At 73.6% G+C, this 24,738-nt stretch carries 19 protein-coding genes; 16 read left to right on the top strand and 3 right to left on the bottom strand.

The features are described from left to right. Nucleotides 1-162: 162 nt before the first annotated feature. From ACQPZA_RS28440 to ACQPZA_RS28385, 12 genes are all read left to right on the top strand, one after another. Nucleotides 163-1,119: a helix-turn-helix domain-containing protein gene (locus ACQPZA_RS28440; RefSeq protein ID WP_433275227.1), complete on the top strand. Its 957-nt coding sequence runs from the start codon at nucleotides 163-165 to the stop codon at nucleotides 1,117-1,119. A 75-nt stretch (nucleotides 1,120-1,194) separates the two neighbouring features. After that, nucleotides 1,195-1,731, top strand: a complete 537-nt coding sequence (locus ACQPZA_RS28435; protein ID WP_433275226.1) for a (2Fe-2S)-binding protein — start codon at nucleotides 1,195-1,197, stop codon at nucleotides 1,729-1,731. A 3-nt stretch (nucleotides 1,732-1,734) separates the two neighbouring features. Continuing rightward, nucleotides 1,735-2,739 carry an FAD binding domain-containing protein gene (locus ACQPZA_RS28430; RefSeq protein WP_433275225.1) on the top strand — a complete coding sequence of 335 codons (1,005 nt, stop codon included), beginning with the start codon at nucleotides 1,735-1,737 and terminating at the stop codon, nucleotides 2,737-2,739. Continuing rightward, nucleotides 2,736-4,961 (top strand): xanthine dehydrogenase family protein molybdopterin-binding subunit, encoded by a 2,226-nt coding sequence (locus ACQPZA_RS28425; RefSeq protein ID WP_433275224.1) that lies wholly within the window; start codon nucleotides 2,736-2,738, stop codon nucleotides 4,959-4,961. The genes ACQPZA_RS28430 and ACQPZA_RS28425 overlap by 4 nt, the downstream gene beginning before the upstream one ends. Nucleotides 4,962-5,091: 130 nt before the next feature. After that, nucleotides 5,092-6,606, top strand: a complete 1,515-nt coding sequence (locus tag ACQPZA_RS28420; RefSeq protein WP_433275223.1) for an amino acid permease — start codon at nucleotides 5,092-5,094, stop codon at nucleotides 6,604-6,606. Nucleotides 6,607-6,636: 30 nt separating this feature from the next. Next, the gene (locus ACQPZA_RS28415) at nucleotides 6,637-7,437 is read left to right on the top strand and encodes a TIGR03936 family radical SAM-associated protein (RefSeq protein ID WP_433275222.1); all 801 of its coding nucleotides are present in this window, start codon (nucleotides 6,637-6,639) and stop codon (nucleotides 7,435-7,437) included. 175 nt (nucleotides 7,438-7,612) lie between these two features. Continuing rightward, nucleotides 7,613-10,798, top strand: coding sequence for a translation initiation factor IF-2 N-terminal domain-containing protein (locus ACQPZA_RS28410; protein WP_433275221.1), 3,186 nt, complete (start codon nucleotides 7,613-7,615; stop codon nucleotides 10,796-10,798). Nucleotides 10,799-10,930: 132 nt separating this feature from the next. Beyond that, the gene (gene rplU, locus ACQPZA_RS28405) at nucleotides 10,931-11,239 is read left to right on the top strand and encodes a 50S ribosomal protein L21 (protein ID WP_169397180.1); all 309 of its coding nucleotides are present in this window, start codon (nucleotides 10,931-10,933) and stop codon (nucleotides 11,237-11,239) included. Between the two features lie 12 nt (nucleotides 11,240-11,251). Then, nucleotides 11,252-11,509, top strand: a complete 258-nt coding sequence (gene rpmA / locus ACQPZA_RS28400; protein WP_169397181.1) for a 50S ribosomal protein L27 — start codon at nucleotides 11,252-11,254, stop codon at nucleotides 11,507-11,509. A gap of 79 nt (nucleotides 11,510-11,588) precedes the next feature. After that, the gene (obgE, locus tag ACQPZA_RS28395) at nucleotides 11,589-13,133 is read left to right on the top strand and encodes a GTPase ObgE (RefSeq protein WP_433275220.1); all 1,545 of its coding nucleotides are present in this window, start codon (nucleotides 11,589-11,591) and stop codon (nucleotides 13,131-13,133) included. Further along, nucleotides 13,130-14,248 carry a glutamate 5-kinase gene (proB, locus tag ACQPZA_RS28390; RefSeq protein WP_169397183.1) on the top strand — a complete coding sequence of 373 codons (1,119 nt, stop codon included), beginning with the start codon at nucleotides 13,130-13,132 and terminating at the stop codon, nucleotides 14,246-14,248. The genes obgE and proB overlap by 4 nt, the downstream gene beginning before the upstream one ends. Before the next feature lie 181 nt (nucleotides 14,249-14,429). Then, complete coding sequence (locus ACQPZA_RS28385; RefSeq protein WP_433275219.1) at nucleotides 14,430-15,677, top strand: methyltransferase domain-containing protein; 1,248 nt, start codon at nucleotides 14,430-14,432, stop codon at nucleotides 15,675-15,677. 20 nt (nucleotides 15,678-15,697) lie between these two features. On the opposite strand, the gene ACQPZA_RS28380 is transcribed toward ACQPZA_RS28385, so the two are convergent. Further along, on the bottom strand, nucleotides 15,698-17,815 hold the full coding sequence (locus tag ACQPZA_RS28380; protein WP_312859070.1) for a RecQ family ATP-dependent DNA helicase: 2,118 nt from the start codon (nucleotides 17,813-17,815) through the stop codon (nucleotides 15,698-15,700). Nucleotides 17,816-17,883: 68 nt separating this feature from the next. Then, nucleotides 17,884-18,939, bottom strand: coding sequence for an NAD(P)-dependent alcohol dehydrogenase (locus ACQPZA_RS28375; RefSeq protein ID WP_169395681.1), 1,056 nt, complete (start codon nucleotides 18,937-18,939; stop codon nucleotides 17,884-17,886). A 109-nt stretch (nucleotides 18,940-19,048) separates the two neighbouring features. On the opposite strand from ACQPZA_RS28375, the gene ACQPZA_RS28370 reads away from it, so the two are divergent. The 4 genes from ACQPZA_RS28370 to ACQPZA_RS28355 all read left to right on the top strand — a co-directional run bounded on the left by ACQPZA_RS28370 (nucleotide 19,049) and on the right by ACQPZA_RS28355 (nucleotide 23,720). Beyond that, a complete protein-coding gene (locus tag ACQPZA_RS28370) occupies nucleotides 19,049-19,618 on the top strand; it encodes a TetR family transcriptional regulator (RefSeq protein ID WP_433275218.1) in 570 nt (189 codons plus the stop codon). Between the two features lie 68 nt (nucleotides 19,619-19,686). Then, entirely contained in the window at nucleotides 19,687-20,562 is an 876-nt protein-coding gene (locus tag ACQPZA_RS28365) for an AAA family ATPase (protein ID WP_433275217.1), read from the top strand. A 38-nt stretch (nucleotides 20,563-20,600) separates the two neighbouring features. After that, nucleotides 20,601-22,016: a vWA domain-containing protein gene (locus ACQPZA_RS28360; protein WP_433283032.1), complete on the top strand. Its 1,416-nt coding sequence runs from the start codon at nucleotides 20,601-20,603 to the stop codon at nucleotides 22,014-22,016. Between the two features lie 138 nt (nucleotides 22,017-22,154). Then, nucleotides 22,155-23,720: a M28 family metallopeptidase gene (locus tag ACQPZA_RS28355; protein ID WP_433275216.1), complete on the top strand. Its 1,566-nt coding sequence runs from the start codon at nucleotides 22,155-22,157 to the stop codon at nucleotides 23,718-23,720. 90 nt (nucleotides 23,721-23,810) lie between these two features. Here the strand turns inward: ACQPZA_RS28355 and ACQPZA_RS28350 are convergent, their stop codons facing one another. After that, nucleotides 23,811-24,608, bottom strand: coding sequence for a maleylpyruvate isomerase family mycothiol-dependent enzyme (locus ACQPZA_RS28350; RefSeq protein ID WP_433275215.1), 798 nt, complete (start codon nucleotides 24,606-24,608; stop codon nucleotides 23,811-23,813). Nucleotides 24,609-24,738 lie beyond the last annotated feature (130 nt).

Here is a 24,738-nt window from a genome sequence, read left to right as displayed (position 1 = left end):
CGACAGCCGCGCCCAGGCGGCCCCTGGCGACACCGCCGGACCGCCCGAATACGCCCGGTATGAGGGCAATCCAGCGGCGCCGTCAGGAACCACCTGGATCACGGCTCTCATCGACCAAGATCCACGGGACACCCCCTAGGACGGCTCGCGTAGTTTCGGGACATGGCCCGCGAGCGTTCCGGGGAGGCCACGAACCCCGCTCCGCCCACCTTCCCCCGTGCGCCGCAGGCGGAAGGCGGGGCCGGGTTCGAGGCGCTCGAGGTGGACCAGACCGGCTACTCCCGCCAGGTGTTCTCCAGCTGGCACGAGGCCGGCTGGCGCTCCCTGCTGGTACGCCGCTTCGATGACGCCCCCGAGGTCGAGGACGTCATGATCCCGCCCTCCGACGCCCAGCAGGTCGTCCTGGTCACGTCGGGTCGCACGGAGATCGAGTCCTGGGTCGACGGCCGCTGGCGCAGCGCCGGCTACCTGCCCGGGAGCATCGGGATGACCGCGCCGGGGCGGCCCACCCGGCTGCGGTGGCGCAGCACGTCGCCCGAACCGATCGGCAGGCTGCACGTCCACCTGCCGGGCAGCACGCTGCGCCGCGCCGCCGCCGAGATGGGGGGCGGGGAGCTGCCGGAGGCCGACGCACTGGTGGTGACCGACCCGCTCCTGGAGCAGGTGATGCTCGGGCTCGCGGACGCGGCCGCGACGGGCGCGCCGGACCTCTACGCGGAGTCCGCGGCCGAGTTCCTCGCCGTGCACCTTCTCGTGCGCCACACCGGCAGGTTCCTGCGGCCGGTGCCCCGGCAGGAGGATGCGCGCGTGCGCCGGGCGCTGCAGTTCATGCAGGAGAATCTCCACCAACCGCTCAGCCTGGCGGATATCTCCCGGGCGGCGGGCCTGAGTTCCTTCCATTTCCTGCGGGTGTTCAAGGCGGCCACCGGGCGCACCCCGCACCGCCATCTGACCAAGCTCCGCGTGGCGGCCGCCCGGCGTCACCTGGAGCGCGGCGACCTGCCGGTGAGCGACATCGCGCACCTCTGCGGGTTCAGCAACCCGGCCCATCTCTCCTCGGCGTTCGCCCGGGAGATGACGATCTCTCCCTCGGCCTATCGGCGGGAGCGGCGCTCCTAGCGCCGCAATTCTTCGGCGGTTTTGAGCAATCTGGCAGATGCGATCTGTGGTTCGGTCTCTTTACAGTTCCGCACCATGGCCACACCGGTACGAACCGACGAGACGGCGCGTACGACCGCGCCGTCCCCACCACTGCGCACCACGGTGCATGCCGGCTTCCGGGTCAACGACGAGGACGTGGAGCTGGATCTCGACCCGCGCGAGTCGTTGCTCGACGTGCTGCGCGAGCGGCTCGAGCTGACGGGCACGAAGAAGGGCTGCGACCACGGCCACTGCGGCGCGTGCACGGTCCACGTGGACGGGCGGCGGGTGCTGTCCTGCCTGACCCCCGCCGTGCAGGCGCAGGGGACAGCGGTGACGACGATCGAGGGAGTCGCCGGTCCCGGCGGGGAGCTGCACCCGGTGCAGCAGGCGTTCGTGGACCACGACGCGCTGCAGTGCGGCTACTGCACCCCGGGCCAGGTGATGTCGGGGATCGCGTGCATCGACGAGGGCCACGCCGGTGACGACGCTCAGGCGCGGGAGTACCTGAGCGGGAACCTGTGCCGGTGCGGCGCCTACCCGGGCATCGTCGCCGCGGTCCGCGCCGTCGCCGACCGGACGGAGGGCTGAGCGTTGCGTCCCTTCGCCTACGCGGCTCCGGCGAGCGTGCCCGAAGCGCTCGCCGCGCTGATGGCAGCCGGCCCCGACGCCCGGTTCCTCGCCGGCGGCACAACGCTGTACGACCTCATGAAGCTGGGCGTCGAGGCGCCCCCCGCGGTGGTGGACGTGCACCGGCTGCCCGAGCTGGCCGTGGTCGACACGTCCGGCCCGGACGAGCTGGTGTTCGGCGCCGGCGCCCGGATGGCCGACGTCGCCGAGGACCCGGTGCTGCTGAGTGACTACCCGATGCTGGCGGAGTCGCTGGCCAAGGCGGCGACTCAGCAGCTGCGCACGATGGCCACCGTCGGTGGCAACCTGCTGCAGCGCACCCGGTGCAGCTACTTCCGCGGCGGCGCGCCCTTCGCCTGCAACAAGCGCGAGCCCGGCAGCGGTTGCTCCGCGCTGGAGGGCATCGACCGCGCCCACGCCGTGCTGGGCACCAGCGACAGCTGCATCGCCACCTACGCCGGCGACTGGGCGGTCGCGCTCATCGCCCTCGACGCCGTGGTCGACGTGCTCGGCCCGGACGGCGCCCGCACGGTGGCGCTGGCCGATCTGCACCACGAGCCGGGCTCGCACCCGGAGCGGGAGAGCACCCTCGCGGCCGGGGAGCTGATCCTGCGGATCCGGGTGCCCACCACCCGTACCGCGCGCGGGTCGACCTACCACAAGATCCGCGACCGGGAGTCGTACGCGTTCGCGCTGGCCTCCGCGGCCACGGCGGTCGCCCTCGACGCGGACGGTGTGGTCACCGACGCCCGGATCGCGCTGGGCGGGGTGGCCACCCGGCCCTGGCGGGCCGCCGCCGCCGAACGGACGCTCGTGGGGGCGCCGCTGACCGTCGACACCGCCCGCCGGGCCGGTGAGGCCGCACTGGCCGGTGCCCGGCCCGGCCGGCACAACGGGTTCAAGATCGAGCTGGCCGTCCGCACCGTCACCGACGCGTTGCGCATCGCCGGAGAGCGAGCAGTGCAGTGAGTACCGAGACCGCCCCGCCGAGCACCGTGCGGGTGGACGCCCGCGACAAGGTCACCGGCACCCTCCGGTACGGCACCGACCGGGTGCCGCCGGGGATGCTGCACGCGGCGCTCGCGGTGGCGACCGTGGCCAAGGGCCGGCTCGTCCACCTCGACACCGAGGAGGCAGTGGCACTGCCCGGGGTGCACCTGGTGCTCACCCACGCCGACGCCGACGAGCTGACCTCGGGAGGGTTCCTGCTGGGCGGCGGGTACGGCTTCCAGAGCTTCCAGCCGTTGACGGGGGACCGCATCGCCTACCGCGGCCAGCCCATCGCGCTCGTCGTCGCCGACACCCTGCACGTCGCCACCGAGGCCGCCGCGCTGGTGCGCGCCGAGTACGAGAGCGAGCCCGGCGCCTTCACGCTCGACGCACCCGGCGCCGAGACGCTGGTGCAGTCCGAGGCGATCCCGTTGCCGATGTTCGCCGACGTCGTGGCCGGTGACGCCGACGGCGTACTCGCCGAGGCCGCCACCCGGCCCGGCGCCGTGGTGATCGACGCGGTGTACGACCACCCGGCTCAGCACCAGAACCCGATGGAGCTGATCGGGACGGTGGCCGAGTGGCGCAGTGCCGGCGACGGCGGCGCCGACATCCTCACGGTGCACGAGGGCACGCAGAACGCGGGTGCGGTGCAGCACGGGGTGGCCACGCAGCTCGGGATCGACGCCGACCGGGTCGAGGTGATCTCCCCCTCGGTGGGCGGTGGGTTCGGGCAGAAGAACTCGCTGCAGCCCCAGACCGCGCTGGTGGCGATCGCGGCCCGCCGGGTGGGGCGGCCCGTGAAGCTGGTGGTGCCGCGCACACAGGTGTTCCACGACAGCAGCTTCCGGCCGGCCACCCGCCAGCACATCCGGCTCGCCGCCGACGGGACCGGCCGGATGCTCGCGGCGGTGCACGAGGTGGACCAGCAGACCTCGCGCCACGACCTGTTCCCCGGGACCCACACGGAGATCACCTCCCGGCTCTACGGCATCCCGAACTACCGCGGCCTCCAGCGCCTGGTGCGCACCGACGTCCAGACACCCGGTTACATGCGCGCGCCGTACGAGCACGCGGCCGCGTTCGCGTTCGAGTCCGCCGTGGACGAGCTCGCCGTCGCGCTCGGGCAGGACCCGGTGCAGCTGCGGCTGGCCAACGACACCGACACCGACCCCGTCAGCGGCGAGCCGTTCTCCTCCCGACACCTCGCCGAGTGCCTGCGCCGCGGCGCCGAGCGCTTCGGCTGGGCCCGGCGCACGCCGGAGCCGGGCTCGATGCGTGCCGACGACGGCAGTCGGGTCGGCTGGGGCGTCGCGGTGGGGTGCTACCCGGGCATGGCGGCACCGACGGCCGCCCGGGTGTGCGCCGAGCCGAGCGGCGCGGTGCGGGTGGAGGTCGGTGCGCACGAGATGGGCCAGGGCCTGCGCACCGCGATGGTCCGGACCGTCGCGGCGGACCTCGGCATCCCGGCAGGCGACGTCACCCCCGCCGTCGGGGACACCCGCGCCCTTCCGCACCACCTCACCGCGGGATCCTGGGGCACCGCGGGAGCGCTGCCCGCGATCGCGCTCGCTCTCGCGGAGCTGCGCACCGCCCTGAAGGTCCCCGAGCAGGGCCCGGTCGACGTGGCCGCGGCGGTGGCCGCGACCGGACGCGACTCCGTCGAGGTCGAGGCCGTCTACACCGCGCCCGGCCAGCCGCCCCAGGTCCTCGACCGGCTCCGGGCCGGTCTGCCGGCCCCGGGAGGGCCCGAGCACCCCGGCTTCGTCACGTTCAGCTGGGTGGCGCACTTCGTCGAGGTCCACATCGAGCCGACCATCCACCGGATCCGGGTACCCCGGGTGGTCAGCGTCGCCGACTGCGGCCGCGTCGCCAGCCCCACCACCGCCGCGAGCCAGCTTCGCGGCGGAGTGGTCTGGGGCATCAGTGCCGCACTGCGGGAGAGCAGCGAGGTCGACCCGCGCTTCGGCGGCTTCCTGAACGCCTCGCTCGAGGAGTACCCGATCGCCGTCAACGCCGACATCGGCGAGATCGACGTGGACTTCATCGACACCCCCGACCCGATGCTCAACAGCCTCGGGGTCAAGGGTCTCGGCGAGGTGTCCATGGTCGGCGTCGCCGGTGCCGTCGCCAACGCGGTCCACCACGCGACGGGACGCCGGTTCCGTCGCCTGCCCATCCACCTGGAGGACGTGCTCTGACGTCCGGTCCTCGGCGTTCTGTGCCCGTCTGACCAGCTCTGTCACCTTCGTCCCGACCAAGATCGGTTCCACCGTGCGACCGTGACGCCCCCGGGGTGAAATGCGCCGATCAACTGATCGGGGGGCACGCATGACGGGATCCGGGACTGCCGCGAGCAGCACTGGCGGGGACGGCGACAGCAGGACGGCGGTGGAGGCGCGCCCGAGCTTCCACCACGAGGAGGAGGGCTACCAGAAGGGCCTCAAACCCCGGCAGCTGCAGATGATCGCCATCGGCGGCGCCATCGGCACCGGCCTGTTCCTCGGCGCGGGTGAGCGGCTGCGCGAGGCGGGCCCGGTGCTGGCCATCGTCTACGCCGTCTGCGGTCTGTTCGCGTTCCTCATCCTGCGGGCGCTCGGCGAGCTGGTGCTCCACCGCCCGTCGTCGGGCTCGTTCGTGTCCTACGCGCGGGAGTTCTTCGGCGAGAAGGCCGCGTTCGCCGCGGGCTGGATGTACTTCCTGAACTGGGCGATGACCTCGATCGTGGACGTCACGGCGATCGCGCTGTACGTGCACTACTGGGGGATGTTCAGCGCGGTGCCGCAGTGGCTGATCGCGCTCGTCGCACTGGTCGTGGTGCTGGGCGTCAACCTCGTGTCCGTGAAGGTGTTCGGCGAGCTGGAGTTCTGGTTCGCGCTGGTCAAGGTGGTCGCGCTGATCGCGTTCCTGGTGGTCGGCACCGTCTTCCTGGTGGGCCGGTTCCCGATCCAGGGCGCGGCCACCGGCATCGGGGTGATCAGCGACCACGGCGGCCTCATCCCCAACGGGCTGCTGCCCGCGATCGTGATCACCCAGGGTGTGGTGTTCGCCTACGCCGCGATGGAGCTCGTCGGCACGGCGGCGGGGGAGACCGCGGACCCGGAGAAGGTCATGCCGCGGGCGATCAACTCGGTGGTCCTGCGTATCGCGGTGTTCTACGTCGGTTCGGTGCTGCTGCTGTCGCTGCTGCTGCCCTTCACCTCCTACGCGGCAGGCACCAGCCCGTTCGTCACGTTCTTCGCGGCCATCGGGGTGCCGGGTGCGGGCACGCTGATGAACCTCGTGGTGCTCACGGCCGCCCTCTCCAGCCTCAACGCGGGCCTGTACTCCACCGGCCGGATCCTGCGGTCGATGGCGATGAACGGCTCCGCGCCCCGGTTCACCGCGCGGATGTCCGGCGGCGGTGTGCCCTTCGGCGGCATCGCGCTCACCGCCGTGATCACGCTGCTCGGCGTCGGGCTGAACGCGGTGGTGCCCGAGCAGGCGTTCGAGATCGTGCTGAACGTCGCGGCGCTGGGCATCCTCTCGAGCTGGGGGATGATCGTGGCCTGCCAGCTCCGGCTCGTGGCGTGGTCGAAGGCGGGGGTCGTGCGGCGGCCATCGTTCCGGCTGCCCGGGTCGCCCTGGACCGGCTACGTGACCCTGGTGTTCCTCGTCGGTGTGCTGGTGCTGATGGCGCTCGACTACCCGGTGGGGACGTTCACGGTCGGCTCGCTCGTGGTCATCGTCCCGGCGCTGGTGGGCGGCTGGTTCGCCGTGCGGACGCGAGTCGAGTCCGCTGCCGCCGAACGGATGGGCCACACCGGGGAGTTCCCCGTGAAGGCCAACCGGCCGCCCGCGCAGTAGTCGGCGGCCCGGTGCTCGTAGGCTGCCCACATGGCCCGCGTGCGTCCCGGGGAGGCGGCTAACCCCGCTCCTCCCACCGTGCAGCGCATCCGGATGCGCTTCGCCAAACGGGGCCGGCTGCGCTTCCTCTCCCACCGTGACGTGGCGCGCAGCTTCGAGCGGGCCGTGCGGCGGGCCGGGGTGCCGGTGGCGCACTCCCACGGCTTCAGCCCGCATCCGCGGCTGTCCTGGATCGGCGCGGCACCCACCGGCTCGGCGAGCGAGGCGGAGTACCTGGAGATCGGGCTGACCAGCCCGGTCGACCCGGCCGTGCTGGTGGCCGCGCTCGACGCGGCCCTGCCCGACGGGCTCGACGTGCTCGCCGCGGCTGTGGCCGACGGGCCGTCGCTGGCCGACCGGATCGACGCCAGCCACTGGCTGCTCGAACTGCCCGGCGTCGAACCCGACGCCCTGCGGGAGGCGCTCGCGGCGCTGCTGGCGGAGTCCTCCGTGGTCGTGGAACGCGTCACACCGTCCGGGCGACGGCAGATCGACGTCAGGGCGGCTCTGGTGCGGGCCGAGGTGATCGACGACACCGTCGCAACCGCGCCGTCGGGTGGGTCACCGGCGACTCCCACCGATCAGACGCCAAACTGTGCGATAATGACGGCGGTCGTACGGCAGACGACACCCGCCGTTCGACCCGATGACGTGTTGGGTGCACTCGACGTTGTCGCAGGCCTCAGGCCGCCGGTGCCCGCGAAGGCGACCCGGATGGCGCAGGGACTGCTCGACCATCGAGGCGACTTGGCCGACCCACTCGGTTCCGACCGGGTCACAACCCGCGCCTGAACCGGCGGGTCGGCTCCGGCGCTACTGCCGGTCACGACACGTCGTCGAGCACAGTCGCCCTCCGGGGCGGAGCGAGACCAGAGGATTGCTCGGCGCGCACCGCGCGGCGAGAACAGAACTGCACGTGTCCCCGCGCGGCGGCCTCCCCGGAGGCGCCCGGGGGCGGAGGAGCTGAATGTCGAATATCGATTCGCCCGCCGGTAGCACCGGCGGGCCGGTCACCGTACCCGGCCTGGACGAACTGCCCGAGCGGATGCGGGTGCACGCACTGGCGAAGCTGCTCGGACGCACCAGCCGTGAGGTCATGGCCGCACTGACCGACCTGGGCGTCGAGGTGCGCAGCGCGCAGTCCAGCATCGACCGCAAGTCGGCCGAGCAGGTCGTCACCGCACTGGTGCCCGGCTCCGCCGAGCCGGCGGCGGGCTCCGCCGAGCCCGTCGTGGAGGAGCCGCCCGCGGCCGCCGAGCCCGCTGCCGCAGAGGTCGCCGCGCCGCTCACGCCGCTGTTCGCGCCCCCCACACCGCTGTTCCAGCCGCCCACGCGCCCCGCGCGCACCCGCCGCCGGTCGGCCGAAGCCGAGGCCGCACCCGCGCCCGTCGACGTCGAGCCGGACGCTCCTGCCGGCCCGGACACCGACGCCGGCACAGCGCCGGACGCCGACACCGACACCACGGACGAGCAGGCCTCCCCGCCCGCGGCCGACGGCGACGACTCCGACGACGACGGGGCCCGCAGGCGCAGGCGCCGTGGCCGCCGTGGCCGGGGCCGCGGGCGTGGCAGCGACGGCTTCGACGACGAGAGCGGCGACGACTCCGACGACTCCGACGAGCCGGCCCGCGCCGACGCCGCCGGGGCCGAGGCCGACGAGGCCGCTGCCTCCGATGAGCCGAGCGCCGAGCAGGACGACGACAGCGACCGCGAGAGCGACGACGAGGCAGGCGGCTCGCGCCGCCGCCGCCGTCGGCGTCGCCGCCGTGGAGCGGGCGACGACAGCGCCGACACGTCCGACGAGCCCGACGCACCCAACACCGTCGTCCGGGTGCGGCAGCCGCGCGAGCAGCGCACCGACGACAGCGACGGCGACGGCGTGCAGAGCGTGCGCGGCTCCACCCGTCTCGAGGCCAAGCGCCAGCGCCGCCGCGACGGCCGCGACGCGGGGCGCCGCCGCGTCCCGATCCTGTCCGAGGCCGAGTTCCTGGCCCGCCGCGAGTCCGTCGACCGGGCCATGGTGGTGCGGGAGCACAGCAACCGCGTCGAGATCGCGGTGCTCGAGGACGACATCCTCGTCGAGCACTTCGTCACCGACCAGGGCGGCACGGGGCCGTCCATGGTCGGCAACATCTACCTCGGGCGTGTCCAGAACGTGCTGCCGAGCATGGAGGCCGCGTTCGTCGACATCGGTCGCGGTCGCAACGCCGTGCTGTACGCAGGCGAGGTCGACTGGGACGCCGCCGGTCTCGGTGGCAAGGCCCGCCGCATCGAGCAGGCGCTCTCCAGTGGCGACAGCGTGCTGGTGCAGGTCACCAAGGACCCGATCGGCCACAAGGGTGCCCGGCTCACCACGCAGATCAGCCTGGCCGGCCGCTTCCTGGTCTACGTGCCGTCCGGCGGTGCCGCCGGCATCAGCCGCAAGCTGCCCGACGTCGAGCGCAAGCGGCTCAAGGACATGCTCAAGGAGATCGTCCCCAGCGAGGCGGGGGTGATCATCCGCACGGCGTCGGAGGGCGTCAGCCACGAGGCGCTGGAGCGCGACGTCCGCCGCCTGCAGGCGCAGTGGGAGGTCGTGAAGACCAGGGCCGAGCAGACCGGCCCCAACAAGCCCAAGGCGCCGGTGCTGCTCTACGAGGAGCCCGACCTGCTCCTCAAGGTCGTGCGCGACCAGTTCAACGAGGACTTCTCCCGGCTCATCGTCGAGGGCGACGACGCGTGGGACACGCTCCAGAACTACGTCGGGCACGTCGCCCCCGAGCTGGCCGACCGCCTGCACCGCCACGTCGGCCCGTCCGACGTCTTCGAGGAGTACCGCATCGACGAGCAGCTGCTCAAAGCGCTCGACCGCAAGGTCTGGCTGCCGTCGGGCGGCACGCTGGTGATCGACCGCACCGAGGCGATGACGGTCATCGACGTCAACACCGGCAAGTTCACCGGCTCCGGCGGCAACCTCGAGGAGACCGTCACCCGCAACAACCTGGAGGCGGCCGAGGAGGTCGTCCGCCAGCTGCGGCTGCGTGACATCGGCGGCATCATCGTCATCGACTTCATCGACATGGTGCTCGAGGCCAACCGCGACCTGGTGCTGCGGCGGCTCACCGAGTGCCTGGCCCGGGACCGTACCCGCCACCAGGTGGCCGAGGTCACCTCACTCGGCCTCGTGCAGATGACCCGCAAGCGGGTCGGCGGCGGGCTGCTGGAGCACTTCTCCACGCCGTGTGAGCACTGCCGCGGCCGCGGTGTGCTCATCAGCACCGAGCCGCTCACCGAGAAGGCCGACCCGGGCCGGACCGAGCGCGGCGACCGCTCCGACCGCGGGGCCGACCGGGACCGCGACGTCTCCGGCCGCCGGTCGCGGGGCCGCAACCGGCGCGGTGACGGCGACGAGCGTGGTGGCCAGCAGAACGGCGCCCACCAGGGCGGTGGCCAGCACAACGGCGTCACCGTCGACGCGGTGTCCGCGCCCGACGCGTCCGACGCCGCGATCGACGTCGGCGCTCCGACGCCGGTGGCAGAGGCCCCGGCGGCGGTGGCCGAGCCGGCACCGGCCGAGCCCTCGGTCGCGGTGGAGGCACCCGTCGTGGCCGACGTGCCGGTCGCCGAGGCGGCCGACGCACCCGTGGTCGACGTGCCCGCCGTCGAGGACCCGCAGGTCGTCGAGGCACCCGCACCCACCGGTCGCCGCTCCGGCAGCCGCCGGGTCGTGCGCCGGGGCGTGGTCGAGACCTCGCCCCAGGCCGGTCCCGTCGACGTGGCCGCCGACGCGGTCGAGGAGGTCGTCGTCGAGCGGTCGCTCGCGGAGCAGGCCACGCGGCCCGCTCCTGCCGCGTCGGAGGAGGCGGCCGACTCCGCCTCCGCGACGGTGGCCGACCCGGCCACCGAGGCGAACGGGCAGCCCCGGCCTCGCCAGCGGCGCGGCCGCGTCACCCGCACGGCCGGCGCGCCGGTCGCGGCCTCGGGGGACGCACCGGTGGCGGCCGTCGTCACGGTGCCGGCCACACCGGCAGCGGCGAGCGAGCCCGCCACACCCGTCGCGGTGCCGCCGCAGCCCGAGCCCACCGGGGTCACGCGGCCCCGGCGTACCCGCCGGGCGGCCTCCCGTCCGGCCGGGCCCCCGGCCACCGGCGACGGCGGGGGAGACCCGGTTTGACCCTCGCCGAAACCCTTCCGTACCCTGGGACCCCTGCGCCGCGCTCTGTTCATCGGTTGCCGCGGCCCGCGCAGAGCTACAGAAGAGGACAGAGTTCTGTGCTTCGTCCCCCGAGCTAGGAGCAGTGCGTCGATGTACGCGATCGTCAAGACCGGCGGTAAGCAGTACAAGGTGGCCGTCGACGACGTGCTCACCGTTGAGAAGATCAAGGGTGAGCCCGGCGCGGAGGTCACCCTTCCGGCCCTGCTCCTGGTGGACGGCGACGACGTCACCACCGACGCCGAGGCGCTCGCTGCTGCGTCGGTCACCGCCACGGTCGTCGAGCACACCAAGGGCCCGAAGATCCGCATCCACAAGTTCAAGAACAAGACCGGGTACCACAAGCGCCAGGGGCACCGTCAGCCCCTGACGAAGGTCCAGGTCACCGGCATCGCGAAGTAGGGAGACGCAGCCATGGCACACAAGAAGGGTGCGTCCAGCTCGCGCAACGGGCGCGACTCCAACGCACAGCGCCTCGGCGTGAAGCGCTTCGGCGGCCAGGTCGTGGGTGCGGGCGAGATCATCGTCCGCCAGCGCGGCACCAAGTTCCACCCGGGCACCGGCGTCGGCCGCGGCGGCGACGACACGCTGTTCGCGCTCGTCGACGGAGCTGTCGAGTTCGGCTACACCCGCGGCCGCAAGGTCGTGAACATCGTTCCGGCCTCGGTCTGAGGCCGGCACCACCCCAGTTCTGCACAACGGCGGGCCGCCCTCGGGGTGGCCCGCCGTTGTCGTGTATGAGGAGAAGTCGATGTCGAAGTTCGTGGACCGGGTGGTGCTGCACGCCACCGCGGGGGCGGGCGGCAACGGCTGCGCCTCCGTGCACCGCGAGAAGTTCAAGCCGCTCGGTGGCCCCGACGGCGGCAACGGTGGTCGGGGCGGCTCGATCGTGCTCGTCGTCGACCCCGGCGTGCACACCCTGCTCGACTTCCACCACCGGCCGCACGCCATGGCCCGCAACGGGAAGCAGGGCCAAGGCGGGTTCCGGGCCGGCGCCAACGCCGAGGACCTGGAGCTGCGGGTCCCCGACGGCACGGTGGTCTTCGACGGCAACGGCGAGATCATCGCCGACCTCGTGGGGGCCGACACCCGCTTCGTCGCCGCGGAGGGTGGCCGTGGCGGGCTGGGCAACGCCGCGCTCGCCTCCGCCGCCCGCAAGGCACCGGGATTCGCGCTGCTCGGTGAGCCGGGGGAGAGCCGCGACCTCGTGCTCGAGCTGCGCTCGATGGCCGACGTCGGCCTCGTCGGGTTCCCCTCGGCGGGCAAGTCGTCACTGGTCGCCGCGCTCTCCGCGGCGCGCCCGAAGATCGCCGACTACCCGTTCACGACGCTCGTGCCGCAGCTCGGGGTGGTCACCGCGGGCGAGGAGATCTTCACCGTGGCCGACGTGCCCGGGCTCATCCCCGGGGCGTCCGAGGGCCGCGGCCTCGGGTTGGACTTCCTGCGCCACATCGAGCGCTGCTCGGTGCTCGTGCACGTCGTCGACTGCGCCACGTTCGAGCCCGGCCGCGACCCCGTCGCCGACGTCCAGGCGCTGGAGGACGAGCTCGCCCGCTACACCCCGGCACTCGGCGGGGAGCTGGCCGACCGGCCGCGCCTGATCGCGCTGAACAAGATCGACGTCCCCGACGCCCAGGACATGTCCGAGCTCGTCGCCGCCGAGCTCACCGAGCGCTTCGGCTGGCCGGTCTACGCCATCTCGGCCGTGAGCCGGGCGGGGCTGCGTGAGCTGACGTTCGCCATGGCGGAGCAGGTGCGCGCCTACCGCGCGGCGCAGCCGATCCTCGAACCCACCCGCATCGTGCTGCGGCCCCAGGCCGTCGACGACGCCGGGTTCACGGTGGAGGCCGACCGCGAGCTCCCCGGCGGGTTCGTCGTGCGCGGGGCCCGCCCCGAGCGCTGGATCCGGCAGACGTCGTTCGACAACGACGAGGCCGTCGGGTACCTGGCCGACCGGCTCGCCCGGCTCGGCGTGGAGGACGCGCTGGCCAAGGCAGGCGCGAAGCCGGGCTGCCCGGTGACGATCGGCGACGTCACGTTCGACTGGGAGCCGAGCACCCCCGCGGGTGTCGCCGTGCTGATGTCCGGGCGTGGCACCGACCGGCGCCTGGAGCGGGACGACCGCATCAGCGCGGCCGAACGCAAGGCCGCCCGCATCGAACGGCGCAAGCCGCGCACCGACGCCGAGCTGCTGGAGGCGGAGCAGGCGGCCGAGCCGGCGGCCCCGCCGGTCTGGGACGACGCGGTGTGGGACGAGTCCGTGAGCTCCGGGGAACGGCCCCGGACCGGGCCGTGACCGCCCGGGGACAGCTCGCCGCGGCGCGCCGGATCGTCGTCAAGGTCGGGTCGTCCTCGCTCACCAGCCTCGACGGCGGGCTCGACCCGCTGCGGCTCGATGCGCTGGTCGACGCCCTCGCGGCCCGGCGCGCGGCGGGCAGCCAGGTGGTGCTGGTGTCCTCGGGGGCGATCGCGGCCGGGCTGGCCCCGCTCGGGTTGTCCCGCCGCCCCCGCGACCTCGCCACCCAGCAGGCCGCGGCGGCCGTGGGGCAACTGCTGCTCGCACAGGCCTATGCGGCCTCGTTCGCGCGGCACGAGCAGGCGATCGGGCAGGTGCTGCTCACCGCCGACGACATGATCCGCCGCGCCAACTACCGCAACGCCCAGCGCACGCTCGAACGCCTGCTCGGCCTCGGTGTGCTCCCGGTGGTGAACGAGAACGACACCGTCGCCACCGACGAGATCCGGGTCGGTGACAACGACCGGCTGGCCGCACTCGTGGCCCACCTCATCGGCGCCGACGGCCTCGTGCTGCTGTCGGACGTCGACGGCCTCTACGACGGCGACCCGCGCCTGCCCGGCTCGCGCCTGATCGGCGAGGTGGAGGCGCCGTCCGACCTGGAGACCGTGCGGATCGCGCGGCCCGGCGAGGGCAGCCTCGGCCGTGGCGGCATGGCCACCAAGATCACGGCGGCCGCGATGGCCGCCGCCGCGGGCATCCCGGTGCTGCTCGCGGCGTCGGAGGACGTCACCTCCGCACTCGACGCCTCGGAGGTGGGCCCCAAGGTGGGCACCGCCTTCCAGCCCTCCGGACGCCGGATGTCGGCCCGCCGGTTCTGGCTGCGGCACGCCGCGGACGTGCGCGGTTCGCTCGACCTCGACGCGGGCGCCGTGGCCGCGGTGATCGGCCGCAGGCGCTCCCTGCTCGCCGCCGGCATCCACGGCATCTCCGGTGACTTCGTGGCGGGCGACGTGGTCGACCTCGTGGGGCCGCACGGCGTCGTCGTCGCGCGCGGGGTGGTGGGCTTCGACGCCACCGAGCTGCCGTCGCTGATCGGCCGCCGCTCCCGCGACCTCGCCCCCGAACAGCGCCGCGAGGTCGTGCACGCCGACGACCTGGTCCCCCTGACCTGACCACCCCCGCCCCACCCCCGCGAGTCGCCCGTTTCCCGTGCGCGAGTCGCCCGTTTCCCGTGCGCGAGTCGCCCGTTCTGACCCCGCGAGTCGCCCGTTCTCCGTGCGCGAGTCGCCCCCGCGCGTGTGACGGGCTCGTTCCAGGTTGTCGCCGCCCGGTGCCGAGACGAGACTCGGTGTGGTGGTTGCCGCCGACCGAGCTCGCGCCCGGATGGTCGACGCCCTGCGTGACGCCGGGCGCATCCGTTCGCCTGCGGTCGAGGACGCGTTCCGGGCAGTGCCCCGCCACCTCTTCCTGCCCGGGCTCTCGATCGACGACGCCTACGCCGACGAGGCGGTCGCGGTCCAGTTCGCCGAGGGTGTGGCCACCAGCTCGGCGTCGCAGCCGTCGATGATGGCGATCATGCTGGAGCAGCTCGACCTGCGGCCGGGGCACCGGGTGCTCGAGATCGGGGCGGGCACCGGCTACAACGCGGCGCTGATGGCGCGGATCGTCGGCCCGACCGGCGCGGTGACGGCCGTCGACATCGACGAGGACCTCATCGCCGGCGCCGCCGTCCACCTGGCCGATGCCGGGGTGACGGGCGTGGGGCTGGTGGTGGGGGACGGCGCACTCGGGCACCCACCGCTGGCTCCCTACGACCGGATCGTGCTGACCGTCGGCAGCAGCGACATCCGTCCCGAGTGGGTGGCGCAGCTCGCGCCGGGTGGGCGCCTGCTGCTGCCACTCGCGGTGCGCGGCAGCCAGCTCTCCACGGCTCTCGACCTCGGCCCCGACGGGGTGCTGCGCAGTGACTCGGTGCGCAGCTGTGCCTTCATCCGGCTCCGCGGCCTCGGGGCGAGCACCGACGTCGCGGCCCGGCTGGACGGCTTCCGGCTCATGCTGCAGGTGGCCGAGGACGGGCCCGGACCGGACGCGGCCGAGGTGGCCGCGGCCCTCGCCTGCCCGGGCGGCCTGCTCCCGGTGCCGGTGCGGCTGGGATCTGCGGACGTGTGGGACGGGTTCGGGCTCTGGCTGGCCCTCACCGAGCTCGGAACGTGCCGCCTGCTGGCGTCCGACGCGGAGACGGGCCTGCCCGACGACCTGCTACCGCTGGGGCCCGGCCGGGGCACGATCGCGCTGGCCACGGTGCGGGGCGAGCAGCCGTCGGGTCTCGCGATGGTGGTGGCCGGCCCGGATCGCTCCGATGGGAGCAGAGCCAGCTCGGTGGGGGTGCGGGTGTACGGGGCGGCCGGCCCCGTGCTCGGTGTCCGGCTGCTCACCGCGCTCGAACGGTGGCTGACGGCGGGCCGGCCGGGTGCGGCGGAGTGGCAGATGGCGGCCGTGCCAGCGGGGGCGCTGCGCGAGCCGCTGCCTCCGGGGGTGGCCGTGGTCCGCAAGGAGCACTGCTGCCTGCTCCTGGACATGCCCGGACTGCCGACGAAGTGACGAGCCGCGCTGCGGCGCGCTCAGCCGGCCAGCGCCAGCGCGAACGGCAGCACGGCGGTGGCCCCGGCCTGGCGCAGCAACCGTGCGGCCACCGTGGCCGTCCACCCGCTGTCGATCAGGTCGTCGACGAGGAGGATGGGCCCGCCGGGGGGTGCGAACGTGGGCGGCTCGAACGCTCCCCACACCGCCGCGAGGCGCTGAGCGCTGTTGTCGTGCGCGGCGGGGCGCGGCCCCGCAGGGACCAGCGTGCCCAGCAACGGCAGGCGACCGATCTCGGCGATCCGGCGGGCCAGGTGGTCGAGCTGGTGGGGCCGGGTGCGGGAACCGATGCCGACCACGCCGACCGGGCGCTCCTCCCAGCCCCAGCCGGCGAGCACCCGGACGCACGCGTCGAGCACGTCGGCCGGGATCGGGGCATCGGGACCCGCCACCAGCTCGCGCAGCCGGGTGCCCCACCCGATGTCGGACAACCGTCCGATCACCCGCCCGACATCGGCGAGCTCCCCGGCGGCGATCCGGCCGGACACCGGCACGCCCAGCTCGGCCATGCCGCTGGGCCACTGCTTGCGGGGCGGTACCTCGACCCCGGGGCGGGTGATCCGCTCCTCGGCCGCGGTGGTGACCCCGGCGTCGACGTCGGTGCTCCACACCTGCCCCGCACAGTTGTCGCACCGCCCGCACGGCTGGGCGTCGGGATCGTCGAGCTGGCGGCGCAGGAACACCAGCCGGCACTCGGCCGTGTCGAGGTAGTCGAGCATCGCCTGCTGCTCGGCGTGGCGGGCCTCGGCGATGCGGCGGTGGCGTTCCTCGTCGTAGACCCAGTCCTGCCCGGTGGCGACCCACCCGCCCTTGACGCGGCGGGCGGCGCCGTCGCTGTCGAGCACCTTGAGCAGCATCTCAAGCCGGGTGCGGGAGAGGTCGACGCGCGTCTCGATCGCGGCGGTGGAGAGCGGTTCGGGGCCGAGCACCCGCAGCGTCTGGCGGACCAGCGGCTCCGGCGGGAACGCGAGCGAGGCGAAGTAGGCCCAGATGTCGCGGTCCTCCCGGCCGGGCAGCAACACCACCTCGGCCCGCTCGACGGCGCGCCCGGCGCGCCCGATCTGCTGGTAGTAGGCCACCGGCGAGGCGGGAGCGCCCAGGTGCACCACGAACCCGAGGTCGGGCTTGTCGAACCCCATGCCGAGCGCGCTGGTGGCGACCAGCGCCTTGACCCGGTTGGCCAGGAGGTCGGACTCGGCCGCCAGCCGCTCCGCCGGATCGGTCTTGCCCGTGTAGGACGACACCGGGACGCCGCGCTCGCGCAGGAACTCCGCGATCTCCTCGGCGGCGGCGATCGTGAGCGTGTAGATGATGCCGGCGCCGGGGAGGGCGTCGAGCTGTGCGGCGAGCCAGCCCAGCCGCTGGGCGGGCGTGGGCAGCCGCACGACGGACAGGCGCAGGCTCTCGCGGTCGAGCGAGCCGCGCAGGACCAGGGGCTCCCCCGAGGCGAGACCCAGCTGCTCGGTGACGTCGACGACGACGCGGTCGTTGGCCGTGGCGGTGGTGGCCAGCACCGGTATGCCGTCGGGCAGATCGGCGATGAGTGCCCGCAGGCGGCGGTAGTCGGGGCGGAAGTCGTGGCCCCAGTCGGACACGCAGTGCGCCTCGTCGACCACCAGCATCCCGGCGCTCGCGGTGAGCCGGGGCAGGACGCGGTCGCGGAAGTCGGGGTTGTTGAGCCGCTCGGGGCTCACCAGCAGGACGTCCACCTCGCCGGCGTCGACCGCGTCGTAGGTGCGCTCCCAGTCGGCGGTGTTGGCCGAGTTGACCGTGACGGCGTGGATGCCGGCGCGCGCGGCGGCGTCGATCTGGTTGCGCATCAGCGCCAGCAGCGGCGAGACGATGACGGTGGGCCCGGCGCCGTCGGCCCGCAGCAACGCGGTGGCCACGAAGTACACGGCGGACTTGCCCCACCCGGTGCGCTGCACCACCAGCGCGCGCCTGCGCTGCGCGACCAGCGCCTCGATGGCCCTCCACTGGTCGTCGCGCAGCCGGGCCGACGGACCGGCCAGGGTGGCCAGCACGGCCTCGGCACGGGCCCGGAGGCCCTGCGTCGCTGCTGCGGGCTCTGCCGTCGCTGCCTGGGGGGTTGTCGTCACGTGCCCCATGGTGGACGACAGCACCGACAGCCGGGCGGGCGGCCGCCGACGCTCCCCCGACCGAGACCTCAGTCGCGCGACGGCACGGGCGCCCAACCGGTCATGTCGAGCACGAAACGGTAGCGCACGTCGTTCGCGCGCAGCCGCTTCAGGGCGATCTCGACCTGTTCGGCCGGCAGCACCTCGACGTCCGCGGTGATGCGGTGCTCGGCCGCGAAGTCCAGCAGCTCCCGCGTGGACCGGACACCGCCGCTACCGGCCGAGGCCAGCGACTTGCGCCCCACCAGCAGGCTCATGGCGTCCACGTGCCAGCCCTCGGCGGGGATGCCCAGCACGCACAGGGTGCCGTCCATCGCCAGTGCCCGCAGGTAGGGAGCGGGGTCGTGGGCGGCGGAGGCCGTGTCGAGGATGACGTCGTAGCGTCCGGCCACGGCGGCCATCGCCGCCTCGTCGCGGGACAGCACGACCTCGTCGACGCCCAGGGCGCGAGCGGCCTCCTCCTTGCCCGGCGAGGTGGTGAACACCGTCACGCGTGCGCCCAGCGCCGTGGCGAGCTTCACGGCCAGGTGGCCGAGGCCGCCGAGCCCGACGATCCCCACGTCCTTTCCCGGTCCGACGTCCCACCGGCGCAGCGGCTCCCACACCGTCACCCCCGCGCACATCAGGGGTGCGGCGCCTGCCGGGTCGAGCTCCGGCGGCAGGTGGTGGACGAACTCGTCCCGCACGACGTACTCGTTCGCGTAGGCGCCCTGGGTCGTTGTCCCGTCGACACGGTCGACGCCGCCGTAGGTGGTGGTGGGGAACGCCTCGCAGTAGTTCTCCTGACCGGCGCGGCAGGCGCGGCAGGTTCCGCACGAGTCCACGATGTTGCCCACGGCGACCGGGTCGCCGACCGCGAAGCGGGTGACCTCCGATCCGACCGCGCCGACCCGGCCGACGAACTCGTGGCCGGGGACGAGCGGCCGCGGGCCCGCGGCGTCGACTGCGTGGAGATCGCTGTGGCACACCCCGCAGTACGTCACCTCGACCGCGACGTCATCGGGCCGCAGGTCGCGACGGGTGAACCGCCACGGCTGCAACGGCGTTCCCGGCTCCAGCGACGCGAACCCCTGTACCTGGCGCATGTGTGCGCTCCCTACTGAGAAACAAACTGGTTGGTTTGTTCGACGGTACGGTCATCGCCTCCCGCAAGCAACTAACTGGTTTGTCTGTTCGCTCGCTAGGCTGGAACCCATGCGAGACGGACAGGCCACCAGGCGGCGGCTGCTCGACGCGGCCACGGCGGAGTTCGCCGCGCACGGGATCGCCGGCGCCCGGGTGGACCGGATCGCCGCGGAAGCGCAGGCGAACAAGGCGCAGATGTACGCCTACTTCGGCAGCAAGGAGGGACTCTTCGACGCGGTGATCGAGGAGCACCTCGACCTGCTCGTGGCCACCGTCCCCAGCAGCGGCGACGACCTGCCCGGGTACGCGGTGGGCCTCTACGACTTCTATCTCGAGCGGCCGGAGCTGGTGCGCCTCGCCACCTGGGCCCGGCTGGAGCGCACGCCCGTCGGGGCGCTGTTCACCTCACTGGACGAGGCCGAGGCCGACAAGGTCGGCGCGGTCGTCGAGGGGCAGCAGGCAGGCTCCGTCACCGCCTCGATCGACGCGGCCGAGATCCACCGGCTCGTCGTCGCCCTGTCCGCCACCTGGGGGCCAGCGAGCCTCACCTACACCGCCGACAGGACCGAGGAGGAGGCCGTCCACCAGCAGCGCCGACACATCCTGGCCGAGACCGTACGGCGGGCCTTCGCGCCCTGATCCCCGCCCGCTGTCCGGCGCCGACCGGCCCTGGGCGAAGCGACGAGCTGCAAGGCAGGATGAGGTCGATGAGTGCTCCCCAGTCACCCCTGTTCGGCTCGGTCGCGGACGTGGCCGAGCGGCTGGCAGGCGTCGGTTACCTCGCCTCCACGGCCGTCGCCACCACCGTGTTCCTGGCCGACCGGCTGGGCAAGCCGCTGCTCGTGGAGGGTCCGGCGGGCGTGGGGAAGACCGAGCTGGCCAAGTCCGTGGCCGCGGCCACCGGCGCCGGGCTCGTGCGGCTGCAGTGCTACGAGGGCATCGACGAGGCCCGCGCGCTCTACGAGTGGAACCACGCCAAGCAGCTGCTGCGGATCACCGCGGGCCAGGGCCGCGAGTCCTGGGACGACACCCGGGACGACGTCTTCTCCGAGGAGTTCCTGCTCCCACGCCCGCTGCTCACCGCGATCCGGCGCACCGAGCCGACCGTGCTGCTCGTCGACGAGATGGACAAGGCCGACGTCGAGGTGGAGGGCCTGCTGCTGGAGGTGCTCTCCGACTTCCAGGTCACGGTCCCCGAGATGGGCACGATCACCGCGTCCCGGCGGCCGTTCGCGCTGCTCACCTCGAACTCCACGCGTGAGCTCTCCGAGGCCCTGAAGCGCCGGTGCCTCTTCCTGTACCTCGACTTCCCCGACGCCGACCTGGAACGGCGGATCGTGCTCAGCCGCGTCCCGGAGCTCGCCGAGTCGCTGGTGGACGCCCTCGTGCGCACCGTGCGCGTGCTGCGCGGCCTGGAGCTGCGCAAGGCCCCCTCGGTGGCGGAGACGATCGACTGGGGACGCACCCTGCTGGCGCTGGGGCTCGACACCCTCGACGACGACACCGTCCGCGCCACGCTCGGCGTGGTGCTCAAACACCGGTCCGACGCCGCGGCGGCCGCCGCGGAGCTGCGGTTGAACTGATCGGCGGTAATCATGGGGTGGTGGACACCGCGGTGAGCATCGGTTCGGAGCACGGCCTGCCCGGGCACCTCGTCGAGTTCGTCACCGCGCTGCGCCGCCACAGTGTGTCCGTCGGGCCGGGGGAGACCGTCGACGCCGCACGCGTGCTCGGGGCGCTCAACCTGATCCACCGCGAGCACGTCCGGGAAGGGCTCGCCGCCGCGCTGCTGCGCCGCTCCGGCCAGCGACAGGTGTTCGACACGCTCTTCGAGCTGTACTTCCCGGCGGCGCTGGGGGCGGGCTCCGCGGAGGTCGAGGTACCTCGCGTGGACGACGCCGCCGACGGGCCGGTGGACGTCGACGCGCTGCGGGACATCCTCGCCGACCTGCTGCGCGACGGCGACACCGCGGCGCTCGCCGAGCTGGCGCGTGCCGTGGTCGACGCGCTCGGGCGCTCGGGGGCGGCCGGCACCGGAGTGCGGGGGGCGGGCGGCCAGCCGAGCTGGTCGGCCTACCAGGCGCTGCGGGTGCTCTCGCCCGAGACGCTGCTGGCGCGGATCCTTGACGAGCTGAGGGCGGGCGGCGCCGAGGAGGACGCGTTCTCCGACGAGGTACGGCGCCGCGAGATCCGCGACCGCATCGCCGCGTTCCGGAAGATGATCACCGACGAGGTGCGGCGGCGGACCGCCGAGCAGCGCGGCCGTGACCAGGTGGCGAGGACGGCCGTGCCGAAGCAGGCCGAGCAGGTGGAGTTCCTCTCCGCCCACGCCGAGCAGCTCGCCCAGCTCCGTCGCACCGTGCACCCGCTCGCCCGCAGGCTCGCGTCCCGGCTGGCCGTGCGGCGCAGGCACGCCAGGCGCGGCACGATCGACATGCGGCGGACGCTGCGCCGCTCGATGTCCACCGGAGGCGTGCCGATGCGCCCGGCCTACCGCAAGCGCCGTCCGGGGCGCCCGGAGCTGGTGGTGCTCTGCGACGTCTCCGGTTCGGTGGCCGGGTTCAGCCACTTCACGTTGCTGCTGGTGCAGGCCCTGCGCGAGCAGTTCAGCAAGGTGCGGGTGTTCGCGTTCGTCGAGCGTGCCGACGAGGTGACCCACCTGTTCGACCCCGGGGCGGAGCTGTCCGGGGTGATGCAGCGGGTGCTGCGCGAGGCCGACCTCGTCGCATTCGACGGCCACAGCGACTACGGCGGCTCCTTCGGCACCTTCGCCGAGCACTGGGGCGATGCGGTGACGTCGAAGACCTCGCTGCTGGTGCTCGGGGACGCGCGCACCAACTACCGCGACCCCAACCTCACCGTGCTCGGGCGCCTGGTGGGCCGGGCGCGGCATGCGCACTGGCTCAACCCGGAGCCGCGCCGCCAGTGGGGCACCGGCGACTCCGCCGCTCTGCGCTACGCCGGCGTGCTGCCGATGCACGAGTGCCGCACGGCGGCGCAGCTCGCCGATGTGGTGGAGGGCCTGCTCCCCGTCTGACCCAATCGGGAGCTCTTGGGTAGCACACGCGTACCAAGCGAATCCAGCACTTGACTCTGCGTGACAAAGATCGCATTCTCCTCCATCGGAGTGACCCCCACAAAAGGGGTCACCGTGACAAAACGTGGAGCGCCCTCTATGACCGCAGCCACGCGGCCCCGTCGATCACGGGTCGTCGCCGCATCCACAGCCGGGCTCGTCGCCCTCGTCGGCTCCGTGCTCACCGCCGGGCCGGCGTCCGCGGCGCCGGCCGGATGCGACAACCGCACCAACGACTCCGTGGAGAAGCTCCTGGAATGCGTCACGGTGGAGGGAGTGCGTGCCCACCTGCAGGCGTTCCAGGACATCGCCGACGCCCACGACGGCACCCGTGCCTCCGGCACCGACGGCTACGACGCGTCGGTGCAGTACGTGGCCGACCAGGCCCGGGAGGCGGGGCTGACCGTCACCACCCAGGACTTCGAGTTCCCGTTCTTCCAGCTCAACAGCGCCGCGTTCGCGCAGACCGCGCCCGCGGAGGCCACCTACGCGGTCGGCACCGACTTCGCTCCGATGACGTTCTCCGGCAGCGGTGACGTGACCGGCACCGCGGTGCCGGTGGACCTGCTGCTGCCGTCGGTCGGTGGCTCGACGAGCGGCTGCGAGGCGGCCGACTTCGCCGGGTTCCCCGCCGGGGGGATCGCCCTGCTCCAGCGCGGGACGTGCGACTTCGGGGTGAAGGCCACCAACGCCGCGGCGGCGGGGGCCGCGGGTGCGGTGATCATGAACGAGGGCAACGCCCCGGACCGCACCGAGCTCCTCGAGGGCACGCTCGGGGCGCCGCTCGCCATCCCGGTGGTGGGCACGACGTTCGCTCTCGGTGAGTCGCTGCAGAACGCCACCGTGAGCCTGCAGGTGGACGCGATCAGCGAGAACCGCACCACCACCAACGTGTTCGCCGAGACCGCCAAGGGCGGCGGGGACACCGTGCTGATGGTCGGGGCACACCTCGACTCGGTGCCGGAGGGCCCGGGGATCAACGACAACGGCAGTGGCAGCGCCTCGATCCTCGAGGTCGCCACGCTCATGGGGAAGGCCAAGCCGACGGCCACCGTGCGGTTCGCCTGGTGGGGAGCCGAGGAGCTCGGACTGCTCGGGTCGGAGCACTACGTGGCGTCGCTGCCGGAGCCCGAGCGGGCCCGGATCGCGGGCTACCTGAACTTCGACATGGTGGGCTCGCCCAACTTCGTGCGCTTCGTCTACGACGGCGACAACTCCGACGCCGTGGGCGCAGGCCCCGGCCCGGCCGGATCGGCGGCGATCGAGGACGTGTTCGAGAAGTTCTTCGCCGACCGCGGCCTCGCAAGTGAAGGCACCGACTTCGACGGGCGCTCGGACTACGGGCCGTTCATCGCCGCCGGGATCCCCGCAGGCGGGCTGTTCACCGGAGCGGAGGGCGTGAAGACCCCGGAGCAGGCGGCCACCTACGGCGGCACGGCCGGGGCCGCGTACGACCCCTGCTACCACCAGGCCTGCGACACCATCGCCAACATCAACGACACCGCGCTGGAGGAGCACGCCGACGCCATCGCGTACTCGACCTTCACGCTGGCGTCCGACCCGGCGCTGATCACGGGCGCCGCGCCCGCGGCGCCGAGTGGACCGACCGGCGCGACCGCGGGTGGCGGCGGCCTGGCTCACGACCACGGAGGGCTGCGCTCCTGACGATCCCGCTCTGACGATCTCCCGCTGATACGTCGCCGGCACGCACCTGCGTGCCGGCGACGCGGCGTCTCGGGGTGTCAGGCATCGGTGTCAGTCGGTGCCGGTGCGCAGCGCGAACCGCTCGGCGACCGCCAGGTCGCCGGTGACGTCCAGGGCGCCGGCCGGACGGCGGCGGTAGAGGTAGAGCAGCAGGTCGGACGCGGTCGCCCGGACCACGACGTCCGCGTCCGGGCCGTCGGCCCCGCCGGCCTGGTCTGCGCCCCCGCCGGCCAGCCGCTGCCAGCGAGCTGCGCCATCGTGGTCCTCCGCGGCCTGCCACCGGAACCCGGTGTCCACCGCGACCAGCTGGAGCGTGCCGCCGACAGGTGCCGCGTCCTTCGTCCGGAACGGCGTGCTGACCTCGAGGAACTCCTCCACGGCGTCGGTGGCGGCCGTGGCGTCGAGCGGGCTCTCCCGGCCGGTGGCCCGTTCGGCGTCCCACCGGTGAACCGCGGCCTCCTGCACCTGATGGCGCACCACGAACCCCGCGTCGCGCCGCGCGGCCCAGGTGTAGACCGGATCCCCGGGCTCGGCGCCGCGCAGCGACTCGACGAGCCCGGCGACGCCGGCTCGCAGCCCCGGGACCAGGTCGGCGTCATCCGGGCGCACCGGGTCGGGCACCGTGGCCGGGTCCTGCACGCGGCCGGCGACGATCGCCCCCCAGAAGTGCTGCACCTCGAGCAGGTGCCAGACCAGGTCGGCCACCGACCAGGCCGGACAGCTCGGTACCGGGGAGGCGAGGTGCCCCTCGGCGGCGTCGGCGAGGGCGAGCGTGTCGGCCTCGATGCGGCGGAACGGATCGAACTCGGTGGCGAGCCCGTAGGCGGCGCGCTGGCCGGTGATCTTCACGAGCGGGGACCGTAACCGGTGGGTCCGACACTCCCGGGTGGTTTCAACACGCTGTTGACCGGTTCAACTGGCAGTTGTACCGTCTGCCCCCATCGCGCCCGCTCCCCAGCTCGTGGAGGTACCCGTGTCC

Origin of the sequence: Pseudonocardia xinjiangensis, assembly GCF_050948425.1 — a bacterium.
Lineage (GTDB): Bacteria > Actinomycetota > Actinomycetes > Mycobacteriales > Pseudonocardiaceae > Pseudonocardia > Pseudonocardia xinjiangensis.
Note: the sequence above shows the minus strand (reverse complement) of the source record. Positions and strands in the feature narration are given on the sequence as shown.